24 protein-coding genes and 1 pseudogene are annotated in these 25,369 nt (G+C 71.4%); 20 read left to right on the forward strand and 5 right to left on the reverse strand.

Annotated features, from left to right (window positions below):
- On the reverse strand, window positions 1-203 hold a 203-nt coding region (locus ACFUN8_RS25570), incomplete at its 3' end, for a leucine zipper domain-containing protein (protein WP_383641947.1).
- Window positions 204-508: 305 nt separating this feature from the next.
- Here ACFUN8_RS25570 and ACFUN8_RS25575 point away from each other — a divergent pair.
- The 6 genes from ACFUN8_RS25575 (at window position 509) to ACFUN8_RS25600 (ending at window position 7,945) form a co-directional block, all read left to right on the forward strand.
- On the forward strand, window positions 509-2,065 hold the full coding sequence (locus ACFUN8_RS25575) for an SDR family oxidoreductase (protein ID WP_383641950.1): 1,557 nt from the start codon (window positions 509-511) through the stop codon (window positions 2,063-2,065).
- A 205-nt stretch (window positions 2,066-2,270) separates the two neighbouring features.
- Complete coding sequence (locus tag ACFUN8_RS25580; protein ID WP_383641952.1) at window positions 2,271-3,497, forward strand: ROK family protein; 1,227 nt, start codon at window positions 2,271-2,273, stop codon at window positions 3,495-3,497.
- A 342-nt stretch (window positions 3,498-3,839) separates the two neighbouring features.
- On the forward strand, window positions 3,840-4,343 hold the full coding sequence (locus tag ACFUN8_RS25585) for a flavin reductase family protein (protein ID WP_382571449.1): 504 nt from the start codon (window positions 3,840-3,842) through the stop codon (window positions 4,341-4,343).
- A gap of 151 nt (window positions 4,344-4,494) precedes the next feature.
- Window positions 4,495-5,853 carry an LLM class flavin-dependent oxidoreductase gene (locus ACFUN8_RS25590; RefSeq protein WP_383641956.1) on the forward strand — a complete coding sequence of 453 codons (1,359 nt, stop codon included), beginning with the start codon at window positions 4,495-4,497 and terminating at the stop codon, window positions 5,851-5,853.
- 75 nt (window positions 5,854-5,928) lie between these two features.
- Entirely contained in the window at window positions 5,929-6,387 is a 459-nt protein-coding gene (locus ACFUN8_RS25595; RefSeq protein WP_382571446.1) for an RrF2 family transcriptional regulator, read from the forward strand.
- Between the two features lie 205 nt (window positions 6,388-6,592).
- A complete protein-coding gene (locus tag ACFUN8_RS25600) occupies window positions 6,593-7,945 on the forward strand; it encodes an acyl-CoA dehydrogenase (RefSeq protein WP_383642007.1) in 1,353 nt (450 codons plus the stop codon).
- Here ACFUN8_RS25600 and ACFUN8_RS25605 read toward each other — a convergent pair.
- A complete protein-coding gene (locus ACFUN8_RS25605; RefSeq protein ID WP_383641959.1) occupies window positions 7,929-8,456 on the reverse strand; it encodes a MarR family winged helix-turn-helix transcriptional regulator in 528 nt (175 codons plus the stop codon). The genes ACFUN8_RS25600 and ACFUN8_RS25605 overlap by 17 nt on opposite strands.
- A gap of 125 nt (window positions 8,457-8,581) precedes the next feature.
- Here ACFUN8_RS25605 and ACFUN8_RS25610 point away from each other — a divergent pair, with 125 nt between their 5' ends.
- The 11 genes and pseudogenes from ACFUN8_RS25610 (at window position 8,582) to ACFUN8_RS25660 (ending at window position 19,004) form a co-directional block, all read left to right on the forward strand.
- The gene (locus ACFUN8_RS25610) at window positions 8,582-9,682 is read left to right on the forward strand and encodes a substrate-binding domain-containing protein (protein ID WP_383641962.1); all 1,101 of its coding nucleotides are present in this window, start codon (window positions 8,582-8,584) and stop codon (window positions 9,680-9,682) included.
- A 148-nt stretch (window positions 9,683-9,830) separates the two neighbouring features.
- Window positions 9,831-11,084 carry an urea ABC transporter substrate-binding protein gene (urtA, locus tag ACFUN8_RS25615; RefSeq protein ID WP_383641965.1) on the forward strand — a complete coding sequence of 418 codons (1,254 nt, stop codon included), beginning with the start codon at window positions 9,831-9,833 and terminating at the stop codon, window positions 11,082-11,084.
- Window positions 11,081-11,980 carry an urea ABC transporter permease subunit UrtB gene (gene urtB, locus ACFUN8_RS25620; protein WP_383641968.1) on the forward strand — a complete coding sequence of 300 codons (900 nt, stop codon included), beginning with the start codon at window positions 11,081-11,083 and terminating at the stop codon, window positions 11,978-11,980. The genes urtA and urtB overlap by 4 nt, the downstream gene beginning before the upstream one ends.
- Window positions 11,977-13,200 carry an urea ABC transporter permease subunit UrtC gene (urtC, locus tag ACFUN8_RS25625; RefSeq protein WP_383641971.1) on the forward strand — a complete coding sequence of 408 codons (1,224 nt, stop codon included), beginning with the start codon at window positions 11,977-11,979 and terminating at the stop codon, window positions 13,198-13,200. Before urtB ends, urtC begins: the two co-directional genes overlap by 4 nt.
- Entirely contained in the window at window positions 13,197-14,021 is an 825-nt protein-coding gene (gene urtD, locus ACFUN8_RS25630) for an urea ABC transporter ATP-binding protein UrtD (protein ID WP_383641974.1), read from the forward strand. Before urtC ends, urtD begins: the two co-directional genes overlap by 4 nt.
- Window positions 14,021-14,713, forward strand: a complete 693-nt coding sequence (gene urtE, locus ACFUN8_RS25635) for an urea ABC transporter ATP-binding subunit UrtE (protein WP_383642010.1) — start codon at window positions 14,021-14,023, stop codon at window positions 14,711-14,713. The genes urtD and urtE overlap by 1 nt, the downstream gene beginning before the upstream one ends.
- A gap of 187 nt (window positions 14,714-14,900) precedes the next feature.
- On the forward strand, window positions 14,901-15,842 hold the full coding sequence (locus ACFUN8_RS25640; protein WP_383641977.1) for an esterase/lipase family protein: 942 nt from the start codon (window positions 14,901-14,903) through the stop codon (window positions 15,840-15,842).
- A gap of 102 nt (window positions 15,843-15,944) precedes the next feature.
- Complete coding sequence (locus ACFUN8_RS25645) at window positions 15,945-16,934, forward strand: ADP-ribosylglycohydrolase family protein (RefSeq protein ID WP_383641979.1); 990 nt, start codon at window positions 15,945-15,947, stop codon at window positions 16,932-16,934.
- Between the two features lie 74 nt (window positions 16,935-17,008).
- On the forward strand, window positions 17,009-17,653 hold the full coding sequence (locus ACFUN8_RS25650) for an alpha-ketoglutarate-dependent dioxygenase AlkB (RefSeq protein ID WP_383641982.1): 645 nt from the start codon (window positions 17,009-17,011) through the stop codon (window positions 17,651-17,653).
- 95 nt (window positions 17,654-17,748) lie between these two features.
- Window positions 17,749-17,967, forward strand: a pseudogene (locus ACFUN8_RS25655) (TetR/AcrR family transcriptional regulator); the annotation flags it as partial.
- Between the two features lie 293 nt (window positions 17,968-18,260).
- On the forward strand, window positions 18,261-19,004 hold the full coding sequence (locus tag ACFUN8_RS25660; RefSeq protein WP_383642013.1) for a carbonic anhydrase: 744 nt from the start codon (window positions 18,261-18,263) through the stop codon (window positions 19,002-19,004).
- A 25-nt stretch (window positions 19,005-19,029) separates the two neighbouring features.
- On the opposite strand, the gene ACFUN8_RS25665 is transcribed toward ACFUN8_RS25660, so the two are convergent.
- Window positions 19,030-19,386, reverse strand: coding sequence for a YkvA family protein (locus ACFUN8_RS25665; RefSeq protein WP_383641985.1), 357 nt, complete (start codon window positions 19,384-19,386; stop codon window positions 19,030-19,032).
- Window positions 19,387-19,965: 579 nt separating this feature from the next.
- Between ACFUN8_RS25665 and ACFUN8_RS25670 the strand changes: the two genes are divergently transcribed.
- The 3 genes from ACFUN8_RS25670 to ACFUN8_RS25680 all read left to right on the forward strand — a co-directional run bounded on the left by ACFUN8_RS25670 (window position 19,966) and on the right by ACFUN8_RS25680 (window position 22,438).
- Complete coding sequence (locus tag ACFUN8_RS25670; protein ID WP_383642016.1) at window positions 19,966-20,742, forward strand: polysaccharide deacetylase family protein; 777 nt, start codon at window positions 19,966-19,968, stop codon at window positions 20,740-20,742.
- A gap of 81 nt (window positions 20,743-20,823) precedes the next feature.
- A complete protein-coding gene (locus tag ACFUN8_RS25675) occupies window positions 20,824-21,315 on the forward strand; it encodes a DNA-binding protein (protein WP_383641988.1) in 492 nt (163 codons plus the stop codon).
- 112 nt (window positions 21,316-21,427) lie between these two features.
- Window positions 21,428-22,438 (forward strand): D-cysteine desulfhydrase family protein, encoded by a 1,011-nt coding sequence (locus ACFUN8_RS25680; RefSeq protein WP_383641991.1) that lies wholly within the window; start codon window positions 21,428-21,430, stop codon window positions 22,436-22,438.
- An 18-nt stretch (window positions 22,439-22,456) separates the two neighbouring features.
- On the opposite strand, the gene nhaA is transcribed toward ACFUN8_RS25680, so the two are convergent.
- Together nhaA and ACFUN8_RS25690 are read right to left on the reverse strand one after the other, a co-directional pair.
- Window positions 22,457-24,352 carry a Na+/H+ antiporter NhaA gene (gene nhaA / locus ACFUN8_RS25685; protein ID WP_383641994.1) on the reverse strand — a complete coding sequence of 632 codons (1,896 nt, stop codon included), beginning with the start codon at window positions 24,350-24,352 and terminating at the stop codon, window positions 22,457-22,459.
- Window positions 24,353-24,464: 112 nt separating this feature from the next.
- Entirely contained in the window at window positions 24,465-25,340 is an 876-nt protein-coding gene (locus ACFUN8_RS25690; RefSeq protein WP_383641996.1) for an alpha/beta fold hydrolase, read from the reverse strand.
- Between the last annotated feature and the right edge of the window lie 29 nt (window positions 25,341-25,369).

Below are 25,369 nucleotides of genomic sequence, written 5' to 3' on the forward strand. Positions count from 1 at the left end.
CGGTGCGGCGTCGTGTGCGGCCGGCTGGAGCGGTCGTGCAGCCCTGCCGGACCTTCGGCCCGCCACCGGCTCATCCACTTGTACGCGGTGGCCCGCGAGACACCCATCTCGGCCGCCACATGAGCAACCGGGCGACCGGAAAGCACACGCTCGACCAGCAGCCGCCTACCGAAGACCGTCAGCCGGGCATTACGGTGGGACACGAAGACCTCCGTGCGGTGAGTTCCCAGACAGCTCCCACCACACCGGAGGTCTTCGCCATGTTCAAGACCCGCCAGTGTCAACAACGCTCGTGATCAATACATCTAGGGCCTGTCTTCAAAGTCCCGCCTGGCCTGCGACGCCTGGCACGGCACCTCTCCCCCGTAGGCCCTAGGGCGGTGACCGGGAAAGCCCACCGGGTCCGTCCGGTGGGCGGTTCGTCGCGGCGCGGCGCCGCGGTCGGGCGGGCGGAAGTCCTCGTGGCGGGGGAGGGTGGAGGCACCGCACACGGGTGACGGAGGGCTTCATGACGAACGGTGACGCGGCGGCCGGCGGCGACGGAACGCCCGCCCCGCACTGCCTGGTGACCGGCGCCACCGGCTACATCGGTGGTCGGCTCGTACCGGAGCTGCTGGACGCCGGGTACCGGGTGCGCTGTCTCGCGCGGACGCCCGAGAAGCTGCGCGACCACGTGTGGGCGGGCCGGGCCGAAGTCGTACGCGGCGACGTCACCGACGCCGAGTCGGTCGGCGACGCCATGCGCGGCATCGACGTCGCCTACTACCTGGTCCACTCGCTCGGCACCGGCTCCGGCTTCGAGCGGACCGACGCCGACGCGGCCCGCGTCTTCGCCGAACAGGCCCACGCGGCGGGCGTCCGGCGCATCGTCTACCTCGGCGGCCTCACCCCGGCAGGCGTACCCGAGCGGAATCTCTCACCTCATCTGCGCTCCCGCGCCGAGGTCGGACACATCCTGCTCGACTCGCGCGTCCCCACCACCGTGCTGCGCGCCGCCGTCATCATCGGGTCCGGCTCGGCGTCCTTCGAGATGCTGCGCTATCTCACCGAACGCCTCCCGGTGATGGTCACACCCAGCTGGGTACGGAGCCGGATCCAGCCGATCGCCGTACGCGACGTCCTGCGCTGTCTCGTCGGCAGCGCGCGGATGCCCGCCGACGTCAGCCGCGCCTTCGACATCGGCGGCCCCGACGTCCTGACCTACCTGGACATGATGCACACGTACGCCTCCGTCGCCGGGCTGCGGCGCCGGCTGATCGTGCCCGTGCCCGTCCTCACCCCGACCCTCTCCAGCCACTGGATCGGCCTGGTCACCCCTGTACCCCGCTCGATCGCCCGGCCGCTCGCCGAGTCCCTGCGGCACGAGGTCGTGTGCCACGAGCACGACATCGCGCGGTACGTCCCCGACGGGCCCGGCCGGCCCATCGGCTTCGAGGACGCGCTGACCCTTGCCCTCCGGCGCATCCAGGACGCCCAGGTGACCACCCGCTGGTCCTCCGCCGCCGTCCCCGGCGCGCCGAGCGACCCGCTGCCGACGGACCCCGACTGGGCCGGCGGCAGCCTCTACACCGACCACCGCGAACTGACCGTCGACGTCGGACCCGAGGCGCTGTGGCGGGTCGTCGAAGGGATCGGCGGCGACAACGGCTGGTACTCCTTCCCGCTGGCCTGGGCCGTACGGGGCTGGCTGGACCGGCTCGTCGGCGGTGTCGGGCTGCGCCGGGGGCGCCGCGACGCGGCCCGGCTGCGGGTCGGCGACTCGCTGGACTTCTGGCGCGTCGAGGAGATCGAACCGGGCCGGCTGCTGCGGCTGCGCGCCGAGATGCGGCTGCCGGGTCTGGCCTGGCTGGAGATGCGCGTCGAGTCGGACGAGCAGGGCCGTACGCGCTACCGGCAGCGCGCCGTGTTCCATCCGCGCGGGCTGCTGGGGCACGCGTACTGGTGGAGCGTCGCGCCGTTCCACGCCGTCGTCTTCGGCGGGATGGCGCGCAACATCGCGAAAGCGGCGAGCAGGGACGCGGGGGCGCCCGTGGGACGGAACGTCCAGGATGCGGCCGGTGATTGACCCCGTTCGGCCGCTGCGGTTACGTTGCCAGGCATGCAGCGATCCGCGCACCTGACGACTCGGGGTCATATCGATCTCAAGCGTGTGTGCTCCGCGGCGTGTCACCAGGGCTGACGTCACAGCGCCCACGCGGTCGGCCGGCCCCCGACGGGAAGTGTCCCGGAGGCCGGGACCACCGCTGCCGTCCAGGATCTGGAAGACACCCGTGAAGAAACCGCCGGTGCCCGTCCGTCGCCGACCCACCCATGTACGCCGCGCCGACATCCCGCCCCCCGCCGTACCGCCGCGCCGCGCGCCGGGGACGAGGACCGTGCTCAACGCCGTCCTCGACCACGGCCCGGTCGCCCGCAGCACCGTCGCGCGGCTGACCGGACTGTCCCCGGCGTCCGTCACGGGGCACAGCGCGCAGTTGCTGGCCCGGGGGCTGATCCGGGAGAGCCCGGAGACCGCCGGGCCGCGCGGGCTCGGCCGGCCGCACGTGCCCGTGGACATCGACACCAGCCGCTATCTGGTGGCGGGCGCGCACATCGCCGTCACCAACTCGACGCTGTCGCTGATGGATCTGCGCGGCCGGATCGTCGCCGAGGACCGGGAGCCGCACCGGGGCACCCGCCCGGACCCGCGGCAGGTTCTGGACGGACTCGCCGGGCGGCTGCCCCGGCTCGTCTCCGCCCACGCCGACGGCCGTTCGGTGCTGGCGCTCGGCGTGGCCACCGGCCACCGGGTGGACCCCGGCGCCGGAGTGATCGTGCGCCATCCCCAACTGGGCTGGCGGAACGTGGCCGTACGCGACCGTCTCGCCGACGCGACCGGGCTGCCGGTCCATGTGGACAGCCACGCACGGGCGTTGGCGCGGGCCGAGCAGCTGTTCGGCGAGGCGTCGACGCGCGGGAGCGCCGTACTGCTCTTCGTCGGCGCCGTGGTGGACGCCGCGTTCGCGACCGCCGGAGAGGTACATCTCGGACCCCGGCACGGCGCGGGCAGCATCGCGCATCTGCCGGTCGGCGGTGACGGCAGCCTCGAATCGGAGGTCTCCGAGCAGGCCATGGTGCGGCTCGCGGCCGAACAGGGCCTGCCCGTCACGTCGTTCCCCGCGCTGCTGGCCCGCGCGCTGGCGGGGGAGGCCCGCGCGCGGGAGCTGTTCCGCCGCAGGGCCAGGCTCGTGGGCAGGGCCGTGGCGCTGCTGCTGGACATGTTCGATCCCGAGGTGCTGGTGGTGGTCGAGCCGGGTACGGGGCTGCTGCCGCACTGCCTGGCCGATCTGCGGACGGAGGTGGCGGAGCGCTCACTCGTCTGCGACGACCCCGAACAGGCCGTCGTGGCAAGCAGTTTCACGGGAAGCGTGCTGTCCACGGCAGGCGCCGCGGTGGCGCTGGGCGCCCTGTACGCGGACCCGCTCGGGCCCTGGCCCGCGCTGACGGCCGTGTCGTGAGCGCGAGCCATGAGCGGTGAGCCGAGTGCCTTGTGCCGTACGCCGCGTGCCGCGTGTGGTGAACCTGAATGGACCCGAGTTAATTCAGAGAGTTGCATTGTTGACCGGGGTCGTAGATGCACAGGACAATGAATTCATGACCATTCGGCAGCGGATTCCGCAGTACGTGCCCTGCCTCTGTTGTCGCGCCTGAATTCTCCTCGCGCCACGGTCCACCGCTGAATTCACCGGCGATCGCGTCCGGCCCGCTCATCGCGCCCCGAACCGCCTGGTCCCGCAGCCCCGTGTGTCGCCGCTGCCTGCCCATTTCCGCTGCTTCCACCTCTCTTCCTGGGGGAGACGTTGACTGTCACCGTGTCGTCGCATCTCGCTGCGGGCATTGCCCCTGAGCGCTTCAAGAAAGTGTTCCGCCGATATCCGGCGGGAGTGGTCGTGGTCACCGCCGACGCCGGCCACGGTCCGGTCGGATTCACCGCCACCTCCCTCACGTCCCTTTCCCTCTCCCCGCCGCTCGTGTCGTTCGGCATCGCCCTCACCGCGTCGTCCTGGCCGACGATCGAGCGCGCGTCCTCGGCCGTCGTCAACTTCATCGGCGCCGAACAGGAGCCGCTGGCAAGGACGTTCGCGACCAGCGGCATCGACAGGTTCGCCGCGCCGACGGCCTGGCACCGCCTGCCGGAGGGGGAGCCCGTGCTCGACGGCGTGGCGGGCTGGCTTCGGCTGAGCATCCAGCAGATCGTGCCCGCCGGTGACCACCGGATCGTCGTGGGTCGCGTGGAGGACACCGAGCACGACGACAGCCGGCGCCCGCTGCTCTTCCACGACGGCCGCTACCTCACGCTCTGAGCCGCAGCCCGCAGCCCGTAACTCGTAGCCCGTAGCCCGTAGCCCGTAGCCCGCATCCCGTAGCTCGTGGCCGCCGTCCATGGCCACAAGCGCGTAGCCATGTCCGCGCAGCCGCAGACCGACCGACCCGCGCCCCAGGAGAAGAAGACCCATGTCACGCGACCCGGACCGCAAGCCCCTGCACCTCAACGCCTTCCTGATGACCGTCGGCCACCACGAGGCCGCCTGGCGGCTCCCGCAGAGTCCCACCGACGGCACGGACGTCGAGCACTACAAGAACCTGGCCCGCATCGCCGAGCGCGGCAAGCTCGACTCCCTCTTCCTCGCCGACGGCCCCGTCCTGCACGGCGACCCGGGGCGGCGGCCCTCCAGCATCCTGGAACCCACCGTGCTGCTGACCGCCCTGGCCGGCGTCACCAGCAGGATCGGCCTCATCGCCACCGCGTCCACCAGCTACAACGAGCCGTACAACCTCGCCCGCCGGTTCGCCTCCGTCGACCATGTCTCGGGCGGTCGGGCCGGCTGGAACATCGTCACCACGGCGGGCGCCGACGCCGCCCGCAACTTCGGTCTGGACGACACCCCGTTGCACCATGAGCGCTATCTGCGGGCGGCCGAATTCCTCGAAGTGGCCACCAAGCTGTGGGACAGCTGGGCCGACGACGCCGTGGTGAACGACAAGGAGAGCGGCGTCTACGCCCTCGCCGAACGCGTCCGCCGTATCGACCACCGCGGACCCCACTTCCGGGTCGACGGCCCCCTGAACGTACGGCGCTCCCCGCAGGGCCACCCCCTCCTCGTCCAGGCCGGATCCAGCGAGGACGGCAAGGACTTCGCGGCGCGCTACGCGGAGGCGGTGTTCACCGCGCAGCAGACCCTGGAGGAGGGCGTCGCCTTCTACAAGGACGTGAAGCAGCGCGCGGTGACCTTCGGACGCGACCCGGACGGCATCAAGATCCTGCCGGGCATCGTGCCGGTCATCGGCGCCACGGAGGCCGAGGCGCTGGCGCTGGACGAGGAACTGGACCGGCACATCGTCCCCGAGTACGGCCGGCGCCAGCTGGCCCGGCTCATCGGCGTTCCCGAGGAACGACTGCTGCTGGACCAGGAGTTGCCCGACGACATCCCCACCGAGGACGAGATCGAAGGTGCCAAGAGCCGCTTCACACTGGTCGTGGAGCTGGGCAGGCGCGAGCATCTGACGGTACGTCAACTCATTGGCAGGCTCGGCGGAGGCCGCGGGCACCGGACCTTCGCCGGCACCGCCGAGCAGGTCGCCGACACCATCGAGCACTGGTACGACAGCGGCGCGGCCGACGGCTTCAACATCATGCCGGCGCTGCTCCCCTCGGGGCTGGAGGTCTTCGTCGACCAGGTCGTGCCGATCCTCCACGAGCGTGGCCTGTTCCGTACCGAGTACACCGGCACCACGCTGCGCGAGCACTACGGACTGCCGCGCCCCGCCAACCGGCTGTTCGACACGGTGGAGAGCGCCGTCGGCACGGGCTGACGGCGGTCCGTGCGGAAGCGAGGGTGAAGGAGGACGGGCGGGGCCCGGAGCGGAGTCGTACGCGATACTGCGCGCATGCGCATTTCAGCCAGAGCGGACTATGCGGTACGTGCCGCGCTGGAGCTCACGACGTCCCGCGACGAGGCCCCGCTGAAGGCGGAGGCGATCGCCGCCGCCCAGGACATCCCGCACAAGTTCCTCGAAGGCATCCTCAACGACATGCGCCGGGGCGGGCTCGTGGTGAGCCGGCGCGGTGGCAACGGCGGATACCGGCTGGCCAGGTCCGCGGACTCCATCACCGTCGCCGATGTCATCCGCGCGGTGGACGGACCTCTCGTCTCGGTGCGCGGGGTCCGTCCGCCCGAGCTGTCCTACTCCGGCCCCGCCGAGTCGCTGCTGCCGCTGTGGATCGCGCTGAGGGCCAATGTCCGCCAGATTCTGGATGTGGTGACCCTGGCCGACGTGGCGTCGGCGGGGCTGCCGGACGACGTGTCCGCGCTGGCGGCCGACCCCGAGGCATGGACGAACCCCTGACTCGACCGGCGGACGCTGTTCCGTATCGCTGACCGGAACGCGAGTCCACCATATGAACACGCACTTGGGGAGGCGAAGACTACGTGCCAGTATTCCTACTAATCCAGTGGGAAAACTAGGGATGTTGGAGGTGGCCGGCACCGTGCCGACGAAACCCGTGGTCCGAACCGCCGCCCTGCGCAAGCCCCCCGTGCCCGACGACGCGATGTGGCCGCGCGTCACTCGGGAGGTGGCCGACGATCTCGCCGCCGACGCGATCGCCCGCGACAGGGCCGGCAAGCCGCCGTACGACGAGGTGGCGCGCCTGCGCGAAGCCGGTCTGCCCGCGCTGCTGACACCACCCGCGCTCCTCGGCCGCGGCCGTACGGGCCTCGGTCTCCCCCTCGATCCGGACGGTCACGACGGCCATGGTGGCCACGGCGGTCACGGCGGTCACGGCGGTCACGGCGGTCACGACGGTCACGACGGTCACGACGGCCATGGTGGCCACGGCGGTCACGGGGGTCACGGGGGCGCCGACTGGCGCACCGCCGCCGCCGTGATCCGCGAGATCGCGGCGGCCGACGGCTCCATCGGCGAACTCATCGCCCGGCACTACGTGCTGTCGTGGAGCGGCCGCTTCTTCGCCGCGACGGACGGCCCGGCCGCCGGTCACGAACCGCCCGCCGTCGCCCACAGCTGGCTCCTCGGCGGCAGCACCGACCTCCCGGACCCGGAGACCGGCCCCGGCCTCACCCTCTCGCCGGCCGCGTCGGGCTATCTGCTCAACGGCCGGCGCACCTTCGCCGCCGGTGTCACCGTCGCCGACCGGCTCGTCGTCGGCGCGACCGCCACGCACACCGGTGAGCTGCTGATCGCACTCGTGAATCCGGCCCACCCCGGTGTCCTCGCCGGTACCGACAACGACCGCCTCGGCCAGCGGCTCACGGGCGCCGGCAGCGTCGACTTCGACAACGTGCCCGTGGACGCCGACCACATCCTCGGCGCGCTGCCGCGCGACGAGCACGCCGTCTCCGCGTTCACCGCGCTCGCGCCGCTCGCCCTGCGGCTCGTCCTCAGCCATGTCGCCCTGGGCATCGCCGAAGGGGCGCTCGCCGAGGCCCGCGACGTCAGCCGAGCGGTGCAGCCCGCGCCGCGCTCCGAGGCGCCGGACGCCACCACCTACGCGGTGCGGCCGAGCGGGGACCCGTATCTCCTGCTCGCGTACGGGGAGTTGGCCACCGCCGCCCACACCGCGGCCGCCGTCGTGGAACGCGCGACGGACGCCCTGGAGCAGGGGCTCCTCACCGGGCGAGACCTCGGCATGGACGAACGCGCGGAGATCGCCGTCCTGGTCGCCGCGGCCGAGGCCGTCACCAGCAGGTCCGCCGTCGACATCACCACGCGCATCCTCGAACTCACCGAGGCGGCGACGTCGTCCGACGGCGGCGCGGCGCTCGACAGATTCTGGCGCAACGCCCGCGCGCTGACCGCGCAGAGTTCACCCACCCACCGGCTCCGCGACATCGGCGACCACTACCTCAACGGCACGCACCCGCCGTTCACCGCCCGCTCCTGACCGGCTCCGGCCGCTGACCGGTCGGGGACGCCGTCGGTCCGGACGGTGGCGTCGCCGGACCGGCAGAGGACGTCCGGTCGGTCGGGGAAGCCTCCAGCGTCGCCACCAACCGGCCCAGCGAGCGCGTGAGTTCGTCCTCCTCGACCGTCAGCGGCAGCCGCGCCCAGTCGTCGCGGATCTCCTGGTCCAGCCGCGACCACAACGCCCGCCCGCCCTCGGTCAGATACGCCAGGATCCGACGGCGGTCGAGCGGGTCGACACGGCGGTGGACGAGATTCTGGTCGACCAGTTGGTCGACGAGTTTCGTGAGCGTCGGCGGCGGCAGGAACACGCAGTCCGCGACCGCGCTCATCCGGTGCCCCTGCCCGTCCGAGAGCAGTGACAGCACCCGCCAGGCGTCGACCGAACAGTCGGCGGCGTCCAGCACGGCGCGCAGCCGGCGCAGTACCAGGCGCTCGGCACCGGTCAACAGGCGTACCAGGTCGTGGGGTTGACGAGCAGAGGGGGGCATGGGCCGGTCGCTCCTCGGTCCGGTGGCCCGTACATCGTACAAAGTGTGGACGCGGCGCGACGATGCGCCGTTCCACTGGGCGGACAGCACGGAGACCACGCGCCGTACCGGGCAATCATGGGGCGATGCGCCGGTCCATCTGGCACGCCGCCGACACCTCGATCGGCGTCGCGCTCGTCCACCCCATGCGGGGGCCCGCCGGGATCTTCGGGCCCGCCTGCGGACTCTGCGCGCAGCTCGCCGCCGACGAGGTCAACCGGGCCGGTGGCATTCTCGGCCGGGAGCTGCGACTGATCCCCGTGGACGGCGGCGCCCCGCCGCACCAGGTGGCGGCCGAGGTGGAGACGCTGGTCGCGAGCGGCGCCGTGCACGGGGTGACCGGCTGGCACATCTCCTCCGTACGGCAGGTCCTCGCACCCCGTATCGCCCATCGGGTGCCGTACGTGTACACGGCGCTGTACGAGGGCGGCGAGCGCACCGACGGCGTCTATCTGACCAGCGAGACGCCGGCCGCCCAACTGCGCCCCGCCATGCGGCTGTTGGCCGACGAACGGCGGATAAGGCGCTGGTACGTGGTCGGGAACGACTACGTGTGGCCGCGCCGTACCGCGCGCGCCGCGCGCCGCTACGCCCGCGAGAGCGGGGGAGCGGTGTGCGGCGAGACGTATCTCCCGCTGGGCACCGAGGAGTTCGGCCCCGTGCTGCGGGCGATCGAGCGGTCGGACGCCGACGGCGTCCTGATGCTGCTTGTCGGCAGCGACGCCGTCCGGTTCAACCGCGCCTTCGCCTCGGCCGGACTGCCGGTGCGCGCACCGCGGCTGAGCACCCTCATGGACGAGAACATGCTGCTGGCCAGCGGCGCCGACGCCACCACCGACCTGTACAGCACCGCCGGCTTCTTCGCCTCCCTCGCCAATCAGGACACCCTCGACTTCCACGGCCTGTACGCCCGGCGGTTCGGCGTCGAGGCGCCACTGCCCGGCAGCCTCGGCGAGTCCTGCTACGAGGGAGTGCTGCTGCTCGCCGCGCTGGTCGAACGCGCCCGCACCCTCGACGTGACGGCGATCGACGCGGGCGCCGACGACGTCTCGTACGAAGGACCGCGCGGCTTCCTGCGGCTGCGCCGCCGCCATGTCAGCCAGCGCATCTATCTCGCGCGCGCCGACGGGCTCGACTTCGACGTGCTGACCGAACTGCGGCAAGAGGGGCCGGACAGGAGCAACTGACCCCGCCTGTCGCCCGCCTGCCGTCGAGTTACTTCCTGTGGGAAGTATTAATTGCCGTGAAACAACGGGGAAACCGGGCGCCCTGAGGCTCGTTGCCGTTACCGCAACCCGCACTTCACGGCCCCCTTCCGGGGGCGAGGAGGCTTCGATGCCCGCTTCCCGCGCCATCCGAACAGCCCTGAGCTGTACGGCACTTGTCACCACCACCGCACTGGTCCTGACCGGCTGCGGCGCCAAGACGGGTGACGCGTCGGCCGAGGGCAAGGGCGTCAAGGCCGACGTCTCGGGCAAGACCGTGAAGGTCGGTCTGCTCAACTCGCTCTCCGGCACCATGGCCATCAGCGAGGTCACCGTACGCAACGCGCTCAACCTCGCCATCGGGGAGGTCAACGCGGACGGCGGCGTACTGGGCAAGCGGGTCGAGGCGATCAGCGAGGACGGGGCGTCCGACTGGCCCACCTTCGCCGAGAAGTCCGAGAAGCTCATCCGGGAGGACCGCGTCGCCGCGGTCTTCGGCTGCTGGACATCCGCGAGCCGCAAGGCCGTCAAGCCGGTCTTCGAGAAGAACGACGCGCTGCTGTTCTACCCGGTCCAGTACGAGGGCCTGGAACAGTCGCCCAACATCTTCTACACCGGCGCCACCACCAACCAGCAGATCGTGCCCGCGCTCGACTATCTGAAGAAGCAGGGCACGAAGTCGATCTACCTGGTCGGCAGCGACTATGTCTTCCCGCGCACCGCCAACAAGATCATCAAGGCGTACGCGAAGGCCAACGGGATGACCGTGGCCGGCGAGGACTACGCGCCGCTCGGCTCCACGGAGTTCAGCAGCATCGCGGGCAAGGTCAAGTCCGCCAAGGCCGACGCCGTCTTCAACACCCTCAACGGTGACAGCAACGTGGCCTTCTTCAAGGAGTACAAGTCCTCCGGCCTCACCGCGGCCACCATGCCCGTCGTCTCCGTCTCGATCGCCGAGGAGGAGGTCAAGTCGATCGGCGCCCCGTACCTCAAGGACCAGCTCACCTCCTGGAACTACTACCAGACCACCGAATCCCCGGCGAACACCGCCTTCGTGAAGGCGTACAAGGCCAAGTACGGCCAGGACAAGCCGACTTCGGACCCGATGGAGGCCGCGTACACCTCGGTGCACCTGTGGAAGGCCATGGTCGAGAAGGCCGGCTCCTTCGACGTCGACATGGTGCGTGAGGCGTCCGACGGCATCACCTTCGACGCCCCCGAGGGCAAGGTCACCGTGGACGGCGCGACCCAGCACATCTCCAAGACCGCGCGCATCGGCAAGATCGGCGCCGACGGGCTGATCACCGAGGTCTGGAAGTCCGAAGGACCGGTGGAGCCCGACCCGTTCCTCAAGGGCTACGACTGGGCCGCGGACCTCTCATGACAGTGATACTCGGTCAGCTGTTCATCGGCGTCAGCATCGGCGCCGTACTCCTGCTCATCGCGCTCGGACTCTCCCTCACCTTCGGCCAGATGAACGTCATCAACATGGCCCACGGCGAGTTCATCATGGCCGGCGCCTACACCGCCTACGTCATCCAACAGACCGTCAGCAGCGCCGGAGCGTCCCTGCTCGTCGCACTCCCGGCAGCCTTCCTCGTCGCGGGCGCGCTCGGTGTCCTGCTGGAGATGCTGCTCATCAGACGCCTCTACGAGCGCCCCATGGACACACTCCTCGTCACCTGGGGCGTCTCCCTGATCCTCCAGCAGCTCGCCCGCGACATCTTCGGCGCCCCCAACGTGCAGACCCGCGCGCCCGATTGGCTCACCGGCCACACCACGCTCTACGAATCCGGCGGCGACAGCCTCACCCTCGCCAACAGCCGGCTGTTCATCCTCGCCCTCGCGATCGCCGCCGTGGCCGGCATGACACTGCTGCTGCGGCTGACGCCGCTCGGCCGCCGGATCCGCGCGGTCGTGCAGAACCGCGACCTGGCGAAGGTGTCCGGACTCGCGACCGCACGGGTGGACCGTACGACGTTCTTCATCGGGTCCGGTCTCGCCGGCATCGCCGGCGTCGCGCTGACACTGGTCGGCCCCATCGGCCCGACCATGGGCACCAACATCATCATCGACGCCTTCCTCGTCGTGGTCGTCGGCGGCATCGGCCAGCTCAAGGGCAGCGTCATCGTCGCCTTCGCGCTCGGCATGCTCCAGGCCGTCATGGAGTACTCCACGACCGTCAGCATCGCCAAGGTCGTGGTCCTCGTCGCCATCGTCGCGTTCCTCCAGTGGCGTCCCCAAGGTCTGTTCACCCTGCGTACCCGGAGCCTGGCATGACGACACGGACCAGTACGACGGACCGGACCGCGGCGAAGACGGACCGGCCGCCGGGCCGGAGGGATCCGAAGCGGCTGCGCGCCGCCGCGGTCCTGGCCCTCGGCGCGCTCGCGCTGTTCGGCCTCGCGCCCGCGCTCCTCAGCGACTTCCGGCTCTCCCTCCTGGCGAAGTACCTGTGCTTCGCGATCGTCGCCGTCGGCATCTGCCTGGCCTGGGGCCGCGGCGGACTCCTCACCCTCGGCCAGGGCGTCTTCTTCGGCCTCGGCGGCTACGCGATGGCCATGCACCTCAAACTCGCCGACGCCGGACCCGGCGAACTCCCCGACTTCATGCAGCTGTACGGCCAGGCCGACCAACTGCCCTGGTGGTGGCGGCCGTTCGAGAACCCGGTCTTCGCGCTGGCGGCGACCGTACTGCTGCCGATGGCCGTCGCCGCCCTGCTCGGCCTGCTCATCTTCCGGCGCCGGGTGGGCGGCGCGTACTTCGCCATCCTCAGCCAGGCGCTCGCCGTCGCCATGGTCATCCTGCTGGTCGGCCAGCAGGGCACCACGGGCGGCACCAACGGACTCACCGACATCCAGGGGTTCTTCGGCTACGACCTGGACGACCCGGTCAACCAGCGGATGGTGTACTTCGTCATCGCCGCCGTGCTGCTGATCCTGATGATCCTGGTCCGCCAGCTCATCCACAGCCGCTACGGCGAACTCCTCGTCGCCGTGCGGGACTCGGAGGAGCGCGTACGGTTCCTCGGCTACGACCCCGCCAACGTCAAACTCTTCGCGTACGTCGTCGCCGCGGGAGCCGCCGGACTCGCCGGCGCGCTCTTCGTCCCGGCCGTCGGCATCATCTCGCCGGCCCTCATCGGCATCGTCCCCTCGATCGAGTTCGTCATCGGCGCGGCGCTCGGCGGCCGTGCGTCACTGGTCGGCGCCGTGCTCGGCGCGATCGCCGTGGCCTGGGCCAAGACCGCGCTGTCGGAGGAGTTCCCGGCCGCCTGGACCTACGCCCAGGGCCTGCTCTTCGTGCTGGTGGTCGGCTTCCTGCCGGGCGGCCTCGCGTCCCTCGCCGGAGTGCTGAAACGCCGCACGTCGCGCGACGGGTCCGCCGATACGGCGCCGCCCCAGGACCCGGCGCCACCCCCGGCCCCGGACCCGACTCCGGCCCTGGCTTCCTCTCCGGCCGAGCCCGTACCCGCCGTCACCCCGGAGGTGATCTCATGACCGGGACGATGTCGCAGGACGTCCTGCTCAGCATCCGCGACCTGCGGGTCTCCTTCGACGGATTCACCGCGGTCGACGGGGTCGACCTCGACGTCGCACGCGGCGACATCCGCTTCCTCATCGGCCCGAACGGCGCCGGCAAGACCACCCTCGTGGACGCCGTCACCGGCCTCTCCAGAGCCACCGGCTCGGTCGAGTTCGACGGCAGGCAACTCCTCGGCCGCAGCGTCCACCGCATCGCCCGCACCGGCATCGGCCGGACCTTCCAGACCGCCACCGTCTTCGAGCAGCTCACCGTGGAACAGAACCTGGACATCGCCGCCGGCGCCGGCCGCTCCGCGCTGACACTGCTGCGCAGGCGCCGGAGCACACCGGAGAGCGTGCTGCGTGCCCTGGAGGAGATCGGGCTCACCGCGCAGCGCGACAAGCTCGCCGGAGTACTCGCGCACGGCCAGAAGCAGTGGCTGGAGATCGGCATGCTGCTCGTGCAGGACGCCCGACTGCTGCTGCTGGACGAGCCCGTGGCGGGCATGAGCCACGAGGAACGGGAGGCCACCGGACAACTGCTGCGGAAGGTGAGCCGCGACCGGACCGTGGTCGTCATCGAACACGACATGGACTTCATGCGCTCCTTCGCCCGCACCGTCAGCGTCCTGCACGCCGGACGTGTGCTGAGCGAGGGCACCGTCGCCGAGGTCCAGGCCGATCCCAAGGTCCAGGAGGTCTACCTCGGGCACGCGGCCGACGGCGAGACCGAGGCCGACACCGGAGCGGTGCCCGCCCCCGTACCCGCACAGGCGCCCGCCCCGCAGGAGGCATGATGCTGGAGATCGAGAACGTCCGGGCCGGCTACGACCGCAGCTCCGTCCTGCACGGCGTGTCCCTCACCGTCCCCACCGACGGCGTGGTCGCCGTGATGGGACACAACGGCGCCGGCAAGACCACCCTCCTGCGCACCGCGATCGGCCTCGTCAGACCCCAGCGGGGCACCGTGCGCCTCGACGGCGAGGACATCACCCGCCTCGCGCCCCACGAACGGGTCGCCCGGGGCATGGCGTACGTACCGCAGGGCCAGCAGTGCTTCCAGCAACTGACCACCGGGGAGAACCTCCAGCTCGTCGCCGACGGCCGACGCGGCGGCAGAGCCTCCATGGCCGCGGCTCTCGATCTCTTCCCCGCGCTCCGAGGACTCCTCGGGCGCCGGGCCGGACTGCTCTCGGGCGGCCAGCGGCAGCAACTGGCCATCGCCCGCGCCCTGATCACCGAACCACGCCTGCTCCTGCTGGACGAACCCACCGAGGGAATCCAGCCGTCGGTCGTCGCCGAGATCGAGGAGACGGTGCTGCGGCTGAGCGCGGCGGGCGGTCTCTCGGTGCTCCTCGTCGAACAGCACGTCGGCTTCGCCCTGCGCGCCGCCGAGCGGTACTACGTACTGGAGTCCGGCCGGGTCACCTCCACCGGCGCGGGCGGCGAGGCCGCGCAGCGGGACGTACGGGACGCGCTCAGCGTGTGAGCGCGTCGCGCACGCTCCCGACTGCCGCGCCCGCGCCCACCGATGGGGCAATCCGGCCGGTGGGAGGCCGGATGGGATCGGATGGCGAGCGTCATCGAAAGACGCCCCCTCCTCCGGTGTCGCGTCCCTGACTCCGAAGCCGGGATGAAATGCGGGCCGACCGGGGGCCTCACCCGTAGGAGTCCCGTTGAAGCTCAGACATGTCGCCGCCGCGCTGGCCGGATCCGCGGTGATCGCCGTCGCGGCGGCGGCGCCCTCGTCGTCCTCGCCCTCCGTGCCGGACGGCACGGTCCGCGTGGCGGCCGCCCCCAACACCGGCCTGGCGCAGTTCTCCGCGGCGTTCACCCGGTCCCAGACCGCACCCGAGAGGGCGCCGCGTGGTGCCAACGACTGGGCCTGCGAGCCCAGCGCCGCGCACCCGCGTCCCGTCGTGCTGATCCACGGCACCTGGGCGAACGCCTACGCCAACTGGTCGGGGCTGTCACCCGTACTGAAGCAGGCCGGCTACTGCGTCTACGCCCTCAACTACGGCGCACCCGACGGCGATGTCTTCAAGGCCAGGGGTCACATCCCCGAGTCCGCCAAGGAGGTGGCCGCCTTCGTCGACAAGGTGCTGGACGCCACGGGCGCGGAGAAGGCGGACCTGGTCGGGCACTCCCAGGGCGGCGGGCTGCTGCCGCGCTGGTATCTGAAGTTCGACGGCGGCGCTGCGAAGACCCACCGGCTGGTGGGCGTCGCGCCGAGCAACCACGGGACGACGGCGTCGGGCCTGGCGTCCCTCGCCAAGTCGTTGCGCGTGCTGGACACCACGGCACAGATGGCCGGGCAGGCGGCGAAGGACCAGACCGTCGGTTCCGACGTCAACGCCCGGCTGGACGCCGGCGGTGACACCATGCCCGGAGTCCGCTACACGACCGTCGTCACGCGCACCGACGAGGTCGTCACCCCCTACCGTCAGCAGTACCTCGCGGCGGGCCCCGACGCCCCGGTGGACAATCTCACCCTCCAGGACGCGTGCCCGATCGACATGAGCGCGCATCTGGGCATCGCCTACAGCACGGTCATGTACCGCCTCGTACTCAACGCCCTCGACCCGGCGAACGCCCGCACGGCGAGCTGCCGCAGCTGAGTGCGCCCGCCGGCCGGAGCGGCCGGAGCGGTCGGAGCGGTCGGCGAAAGGGAGGCGAAAAGGGATATACGGCCGGAGGCCGCGCACGGCAGCATGAGGCGTATGACGCCACCGACGCGACCTCCGGCCCGGCCCCGTACGACCTCCGTCACGCCCCCGTCGGTCTCCCCGGTCGCCGCCGACACCCCGGACACCCCGGTCTCCCCGCCCTCCCCGCCCGCGTCCGGCCGGGAGGCGGCCCGCCGGAGTCTCGAAGGGCTCGCGCTCGGCGACGCCTTCGGTGAGCGCTGGTTCCCGCTGTTCCGTGACCGGTCACGGGCGTACGCGGAGGTCAAGGCCCGTATCACTCCGCGGGAGTCCGAGTGGCGCTGGACCGACGACACGGCGATGGCCCTCGCCGTCCAACGGGTGCTCGACCAGGGCGGCTTCATCGACCAGGACCGTCTCGCGCTCGGCTTCGCGCTCGCCTTCGACGCCGATCCGGGGCGCGGCTACGGGCACGGCATGCACATCCTGCTGCCCCAACTCCTCGCGGAACCGGCGAGTTGGCGGACCCTCGCGCCCACCCTCTTCGAGGGCGGCAGCCTCGGGAACGGGGCGGCGATGCGTGTCGCGCCCCTCGGCGCACGGTTCGCGGACGACCTCGGACGCGTCGTGGAACAGGCCACGTTGTCCGCCGAGGTGACCCACGCCCATCCGCAGGGCATCGCGGGCGCCGTGGCCGTCGCCGTCGCCGCGGCGCTCTCGGCCCGCGGTGAACTGACGATCGCCGCGGTCGCGGACGCGACCCCTCGGGGACCGGTACGGGACGGTCTCGCACGGGCGGTGGACGTGCCCTTCGACACCGAGCCGCGGCAGGCGTCGGACATCCTCGGCAACGGACAGCACATCAGGGCGGACGACACCGTCCCGTTCGCCGTCTGGACGGCGGCCAGGCACCACGACGACCTGGAGGCCGCGCTGTGGGCGACGGCCGAGGCGTTCGGCGACGTCGACACGACGTGCGCCATCACGGGCGGCATCGTGGGCGCGCGTACGGGGGTGGACGGCGCGCCGCGCGAGTGGCTGGACCGGCGGGAGGCGCTGGGCTGAGGCCGGTCTGCCCCGGGTTTCCACTCGGGGCAGGTATTCGTTCGTACGTTCGAATGTGTGGTTATGCTGGACGTATGGCAGTGCACGCGCAGGGTTCGCTCTTCGACCAGACCGACGAGATCCGGCTGGGCCCGCTCACGGACGTCCGCCGGACCGTCCTCGGCGACGGGGCGTGGATCGATCTGCTCCCCGGCTGGCTCGGCGGAGCCGACGCGCTCTACGAGGAGCTGGCCTCCGGCGTGCCGTGGCGCGCCGAGCGCCGGCGGATGTACGAGCGGGAGGTGGCGGTGCCACGGCTGCTCGCCTTCTACGGAGAGCGGGGCGACGGTACGCGGGAGGGGCTGCCGCACCCGGTCCTGGCCGAGGCGCGTAACGCGCTGAGCGCGTACTACACCGATGAGCTGGGCGAGCCGTTCGCGACCGCCGGACTCTGCTACTACCGCGACGGCCACGACGGCGTCGCCTGGCACGGCGACCGGACGGGCCGTGGCTCGCACGAGGACACCATGGTCGCGATCCTGTCCGTCGGCTCCCCGCGCGATCTGGTGCTACGGCCCCGCCATCGCCACGGCTCCGTCGTCCGCAGACCCCTCGGCCACGGCGACCTCATCGTGATGGGCGGCTCCTGTCAGCGCACCTGGGAGCACGCGATCCCCAAGACGACGCGCGCGGTGGGCGCGCGCATCAGCGTCCAGTTCCGGCCACGCGGCGTGAGCTGACCGCCCCTCCCCGCCGCCCTGAACCATTTCGAATCCCGCGACCAGGCTCGTCCTTGACGTTCCGACCCGTCGGCACGGGTCATGGCCAGCGCTCCGCCTCCGAGGCCGGGGTCAGCACCGTCACCCCCGGAGAGTACGAACAGGGCATGGAGCTGTTCCGCGTGGCGGCACTGGGCGCCGACCCCGAACGCTTTCCGGCCCTGGCCCACTTCGCCCGCGACGTCCGTCCCCTCGGGGTGGATCGCCGCGCCGCGTTCGACGAGATCCTCGCCGCCCAACTCGCCCACATCGAGGCCGCGGTCGGCCCGAGCTGAAGGCGGTTCCGGTCCAGGAGAGTTGGGCCGACCGGCCCGCCGCCGCAGGCGGAGGCAGCTGAACTGAATGTGTACATGAGGTGAACTCCCGTTGCCGCAGGCGCAGTTCGGCCTCATGAACATCCTCGCGCTCGCACGCGCGCGAAGCGTTTCGTCGATCACTGGACGTCGCGAATCGATCGGCGGCGGTCACACTCAGGTCATCTATAGCCAAGGGACATTCAAGAGGGACCCAAGACTTCCCATGTATGAAAGTCCTTTAATGTTACGGGCGTTAACGTCCGTGCGTGAAGATGACCACACATGCTCAGATGCCGGTGGCGACCAGCCGCCGCGCGCTGCTCCGCGCCTCCGTCGCCACCGCGGCGGTCGCCACCGCGGCCGGAAGCGGACTCATCGCCGGTGCGCCGGCGGGTGCCGCCACCCGGACTCCCACTTCGCGTTCCAAGAGGCCCACCACTCCCGCCGCCGCACTGGCGGAACTCTCCACGGGCAACCGCCGGTGGCGCACCTTCAACCAGCACCACCCGAACGAGTCGCACGCCGTGCGGCAGGCGCTGGTGTCCGGTCAGGACCCCTTCGCGCTGATACTCGGCTGCATCGACTCGCGCGTCCCGCCGGAGCTGATCTTCGACCAGGGGCTCGGCGACCTCATGACCGTCCGGTCCGCCGGTGAGGTCCTGGACGAGGCTGTCCGCGGCAGCATCGCCTACGGCGTCCTGGAGCTGGGCATCCCGCTGGTCCTGGTCCTCGGACACCAGTCGTGCGGCGCCGTGGCCGCCGCCGTGCACGCGGAGGAGACGGGCGAGCCCCTGCCCGCCCACATCCAGTACCTGGCCGACCAGATCGAGCCCGCGATCGACCACTCGCAGGAGGGCGACGCGCGCGTGGACTCCACCGTCGACGCCCAGGTGCGGCTGGTCCGTTCGAGCCTGGCGGCGGACCCCGACCTCGCCGCCAAGGTGGCCGCGGGTGAGCTGGAGATAGTCGGCGCGCGCTACGAACTGAACACCCAGCTGGTCCACCGGATCAGCTGATCAACCGGAGCCCCGCAGGGCTCCTTCACGGGGAACCGAGGGATCGCGGACGAGTGCTTCTCGTCCGCGATCCTTTGCGTTCCCGGCCCTGGACGTGAGCCACCGCACCGGCCGACGCCGCGTGCAGGGAGCGCAGGGCGAGCAGCAGGACGCCGATGTCGTCGAGATAGACGGGGTCGGGCAGCAGGTCGACGGGGCTCACCACATAGATGAGGGCTCCCCAGTACGCGGCGCGGTTGGTCAGCGGCACCCCTGCCTGGAGCAGCAGCCGGCGGGTCCGGAAGACCTTGACGAACAGAACGACTGTCGCGACGAGCATCGCGACGACCGCGACCACGACGGCGGCGACGACGACCAGGGTGAACGTGAGGTTGGTGTCCATCGTTTCCGCGGCCTCCTGCTGAGAGGGCCCGGGGGTCCGCCTTGCGGCTCAGGACCTGGACCTCGGCTGTCCCGGACCGTGTTCCCGTAACGGGGCACTCCAACGTACGAATTGAGCGGGTTCACCGTGTTGCCGCCCTTCGACGGGCGACTTCCGGACCTCTATGCACTCCGCGTATACCGCGTGTGTATAGTGACTCGCATGTCATGGGACCCCGCCTGGCCTGGCTTGTTCTGCCCTGCCCGGCCCCATCCGGCCACCCCCGCGCCCGCTCGCGGTGACGGGATCCGGATGTAAGCACTCGCCCTTCTGAGGGCCACTTCCTTCGCGCGGCGACCCGCGCCCACTCCCGCGCGACCCCGCTCGCGCGCACCGTCGCGAGGCCCCGGGGCGGGTTCCGTCGCGCCGGTTCCGCCCGCGCCGCCGTAAGCCGCGCATGCCCCGCACTCCGGGCCCGCCGGGCGCCGCGAGAACCGCGGACGCGGACGCGGGCGCGGACGCGGAAGGCAGCCACACAACACAGGCACAGAACGCAGAGAAGGCTCCGTCATGCCCAAAAACGCCACACCCAGCTCCGCCATGCCCGAAAACAGCTCATTCGCGCCCGTGCGCCGTACGGCCGCCGCCGCGCTCGCCGTCGTCGCGACCCTTGCCCTGACCCTCACCGGCTGTGGGACGCAGACCGTCTCGCCCGCCTCGGTCAGGGGCGGCGCGGGAGGTGACGGCAAGGGTGAGTACGGCTCCGTCGACTGCGCCAAGGCCAAGTGCATCGCCCTCACCTTCGACGCCGGCCCCGGCAAGGACACGCCCCGGCTGCTGGACATCCTCAAGGAGAAGAAGGTGCCCGCCACCTTCTTCCTGCTGGGCAAGAACCATGTTCTGGCCCATCCCGACACCGTGCGCCGCATCGCCGACGAGGGGCACGAGGTCGCCAACCACACCTGGAGCCACGGCATACTCACCGATCTCGACCGGGACGCGATACGCGAGGAACTCGCCCGCACCCAGAACGCCATCGCCGAGATCACCGGGCACAGGCCCACACTGATGCGCCCGCCCCAGGGCCGTACCAACGACGACGTCACGGACATCTCCCGTGAACTCGGCCTGTCGCAGATCCTGTGGAGCGCCACGGCCAAGGACTACTCCACGACCGACTCCGCCCTCATCGAGCGCCGCATCCTCGACGACGCGTCCGCCGACGGGATCATCCTGCTCCACGACATCTACGACGGGACGGTCCCGGCCGTGCCGGGGATCATCGAGAAGTTGAAGAAGCGCGGCTTCACCTTCGTGACCGTTCCCCAGCTCTTCGCGCCGGCGGTTCCGAAGCCGGGCGAGGTGTACCGCCCGTGAGCCGCAGGTCGCATCGGTGTTGAACGAACTGTTCAACACGGTTGGTTGACACCGAGATGTGTGGCGAAGCATGCTTGCCGTATGCCATCGACTCCTGACCAGCACGTCTCCGACCCGTTCACCGCTCCCCACCCGGACCAGGCCCGCGTGCACCGCGTGCACGCGTCCCTGTTCCGTATCGCCGAGCGGCACGCGGCCACCGACTCGCAGCGCCGCCGGCAGGCGCACCCGTCCGTCATCGCGCCGCACGAAGCCGTCCGGCTTGTGTCGTTCCTGCTCAGCGGGGCGGCGAAGCCGGAGGAGGGGGAGCCGGAGGTGGACCGGGCCGACATCACCGCCGCGCTGAGCCTCGTGCCGCGCGCCCGTGGGGACATGGACGAACTGGAAGCGGGACTGCTCCGGATGGCGCGGGGCAGGGGCATGACCTGGCAGGAGGTCGCCTTCGGCCTCGGTCTCGGCACCCCGCAGGCCGCCCGCCAGCGCTACGAACGGCTGGTCGGGCGCACGTCCACCGACACGGACGTCGCCGCGGACACCGACACGTCCACCGAGACGGACGCCGACACCGAATAGAACACCGGACCGCGAGGACCGCAGGGACCGCGTGGCTGTGGCTGTCCGGCGCGGCGCGCGGGGCGGGGCGCCGCGAGCGGCGAGTCGCGGAGCGGGCAGGCAGAGTAGAACCATGGTGACCACGTCTACGGGCGGCGTTCAGCCGCCGCGCGCCACGCTCGGCAGCTGGCCGACCCCGCTCGAACCGATGCCACGCCTGGCCCGCGCACTCGGCCTCGGCGCCGACGACCTCTGGGTCAAACGCGACGACCTCGTCGGTCTCGGCGGCGGTGGCAACAAGGTACGCAAACTGGAATGGACCTGCGGGGCGGCACTGGCCGACGGCGCCACGCTCCTCGTGACGACCGGCGCGCCGCAGAGCAATCACGCCCGCCTCACCGCGGCGGCCGGCGCCCGGCTGGGGCTCGACGTCGTTCTCGTACTGGCCGGTGGCCCCGGATCGTCCGAGTCCGGCAATCTCACCCTCGACGGCCTGTTCGGCGCGCGGGTGGTGTGGGCCGGCGAAGGCGGCCGGGAGGAGACCGCCGCCACCGCCCGGCATGTGGCGGGCACGCTCCGGGACCGGGGCGCCGTCCCCGCGCTGATCCCCTTCGGCGGCACCAGCGTGCTCGGCGCGCGCGGCTATGTCGAATGCGGACAGGAACTCCTCACCCAGGCACCCGACCTGGCGTCCGTCGTGGTCGCGCTCGGCTCCGGCGGCACCATGGCCGGACTGGTCGACGCGCTGGGACCCGAGCGGGTACTGGGCGTCCACTGCGGAGCCGTCGACGAACCGGCCCACGTCGTGTCGGACCTGGTCTCCGGGCTCTCCGGTACGCACTTCTCCCCGGAGTCCCTGCGTATCCGCCTCGACCAGGTCGGCGCCGGCTACCCCGCGCTCACCGAACCCGTCATGACCGCCCTCACCCTGGCCGCCCGCACCGAGGGCATGGTGCTCGACCCCATCTACACCGGTCGCGCGATGGCCGGACTGACGGCCGCGGTCAAGTCCGGTGAGATCACACCGGGCCACCGCACGGTCTTCCTGCACTCGGGCGGCCTGCCCGGCCTCTTCGGCCACCGGCCGACCCTGGCCCGCGCGGCGGCCGAACTGGCCGTGGACGGCGACCCGTTGAACACCTGAGGGAACGGCTCTCCGGCGTCATGACTCCGGCTCGGTGAGCGCCGCCTGCTGCCGGGCGGTGCGCACCGCCGCCGAGAGATGGCCGATGTCGTACGCCCCGTGGTGGCGGCGCCCGTTGATGAAGAACGTCGGCGTCCCGGACACCCCGCTGACGTCGGCGGAGTCCACGTCCTCGGAGATCCGCCCCGCGCCCTTGTGGCGCCGCAGGTGCCGCTCGAAGCGCTCGGTGTCCAGCCCGAGATCGGCGGCGAAGCGGAGCGCGTCCGCGAACCGGAGCGTGCCCTCGCGCGCCAGCAGGAGATCGTGCATGTCCCAGAACGCCCCCTGGTCGTGCGCGGCCTCCGACGCCTCGGCGCCGAGCATCGCACCCGGGTGCACATCGGTCAGCGGCATGTGCCGCCACACGTAGCGGACGTCTCCGAAGTCGGCCAGCAGCTCCCTGATGACCGGTTCGGCCTTCCCGCAGTACGGGCAGTCGAAGTCGCCGTACTCCACGACCGTGACCGGGGCGTCCAACGGGCCGCGGATCTTGTCGAGTTCGGGATCGACCATCACCGCGAGGTCGACGATCGACTCGGCGGTGCCGAGCAGGGCGCGGTTACGGCGCCGCTTCGGCAGCAGTCCGATCACGGCGCTGACGGCCCAGGTCACCGCGAACGCGCAGATCAGAGCGGTGAGTGTGCCGATCTTCGCGTTCTCGAGCTGTTCGCCGTCGAAGGCCAGGGTGGCGATCAGCAGCGACACCGTGAAGCCGGCACCCGCGATCGTCCCGCCTGCGGTGACGGCGCCCCAGCCGACGGGCGGGCGCAGCCGGCCGTGGCTGAGGCGCGCGGTGAGCCACGAGGCGGTGAGGACCGCCACCGGTTTGCCGACGACGAAGGCGCACACGATGCCCAGCGTGACGGGGGAGGTGAACGCCTGCGACAGCTCCTCGGCGGTGATCGGGATCCCCGCGTTGGCCAGCGCGAACACCGGCACGATCACGTAGCTGGACCACGGGTGGTACATCCGCAGGAGCCGGTCGTTCGGCGAGATCGCCGACGCCAGCCCGATCCGCGCCGAGCGTTCGAGCTCCGGCGTCGGCTGTTCCCTGAACCGGCGGAAGAGGCCGCTGGCCCGTTCGAGATCCCCGCGGGCGGCGGGATACGCGGAGGTGAGCAGCCCCATGATCAGCCCGACGACGACGGGATCGACACCGGATTCCCACAGCGCGACCCACGCGGCGGCCGCGAGCAGCGCGTACCAGCCGCCCCGGCGTACGCCCTGGTAGCGCAGCAGCACGATCACGCCGAGGATGCCGATGGCCACGACCAGTGCGACGGGATGGACGCGCTCGCTGTAGGCGAAGGTGATGACCCCGAGAGCCACGAAGTCGTCGACGACGGTCACGGCCAGGATGAACGTACGCAGCCCCGTGGGCAGCCGCTTGCCGAGCAGGGCGAGCATGCCCAGGGCGAAGGCGGTGTCCGTGGACATCGCGGCGCCCCAGCCGTGGGTGGTGCCGTGCCCGGCGTTGACGAGGAGATAGATGGCGACGGGCACGAGCATGCCGCTGACCCCGACGAACACCGGCAGCGCGATCCGCCGCCCGTCACGCAGCTCGCCCATGTCCCGCTCGCGGCGCGCCTCGAGACCGACGACGAAGAAGAACACCGCCATCAGGCCGCTGTTGACCCAGTCGCGTACTTCGAGGGACAGACTCCGCGACCCGAACGACAGCCCCACATGTGTCCGCCAGAAGCGGTCGTACGACGAGAGGTCGGCGTTCGCCCAGGCCAGCGCGGCGATCACGGCGATCAGCAGTACGGCCGCGCTGCCGGTCTCGGTACGCAGGAACGCCCGCCACGGCGTCCGCGTCGGCCCACCGCACTCGGTCCGCCCGGTGTATCCGGCGGCTGATGAGGAATCCGTCATTTCTGGATTCTCCACTCGCCGTGCGGGCCGGCCGGGCAGTGCGCGGTGTGTCGGACGGGGCTCTTGCTCTGGCGGGTGTCCTGTCCCTCTTGCCGCGGGTGGACCCGGTTCGTCAGCCGGCCGGCAGATCCGCCTTCGCGAGGAACGTCCGGATCAGCTCGGCGACCTCGTCCAGGGCGCTTTCGAGCAGGAAGTGGCCACCGTCGACGAGGTGCACCTGCGCGTCGGGGACGTCGGCGGTGAACGCCTCCGCGCCCGCCGGGCCGAAGATCTCGTCGTTCTTGCCCCAGACGGCCAGCAGCGGGGGCCGGCGGTCACGCAGATAGGCGTGCAGGGGCGGATAGAGCGGCAGGTTGTTGGCGTAGTCGAGCAGCAGTTTGAGCTGGACACGGTCGTTGCCGGGGCGCGAGACGAGGGCGTGGTCGTGCAGCCAGGTGTCGGGGCTGACCAGGCTCGGGTCCGGCACGCCGTGCAGATACTGCCACTTGATCGCGTCCAGGCTGAGGGCCTCGCGGATGGCACCCACCGTCTCGGGGGTCTGTTCGCGCCAGTAGGCGCGGGCGGTACCCCAGAAGCTCTCGACGAGCCCCGCCTCGTACCCGTTGCCGTTCTGCGTGATGATCGCCGTGATCGCGTCCGGGTCCTTGAGCGCCAGGCGCCACCCGACGGGGGCGCCGTAGTCCTGGACGTAAATGGCATACCGGGACACCCCGAGTCCGGCGAGCAGTTGCCCGGTCAGGTCGGCGAGGGCGTCGAAGGTGTAGTCGAACTCCCCGACCTGCGGCGCGTCGGACAGACCGAAGCCGAGGTGGTCGGGGGCGATGACGTGATAGCGGTCCGCCAGCTCCGGGATGAGATGGCGGAACATGAACGAGCTGGTGGGGAAGCCGTGCAGCAGCACGAGCACGGGCGCGTCGACCGGCCCGGCCTCCCGGTAGAACAGCTCTCGGCCCTGGACGGTCGCGTAGCGGTGGTGGACGTTGACCATGACGGACTCCTTGTCTGAGGCCCCGAGTG

Origin of the sequence: Streptomyces sp. NPDC057307, from assembly GCF_042667665.1 — a bacterium.
Lineage (GTDB): Bacteria > Actinomycetota > Actinomycetes > Streptomycetales > Streptomycetaceae > Streptomyces.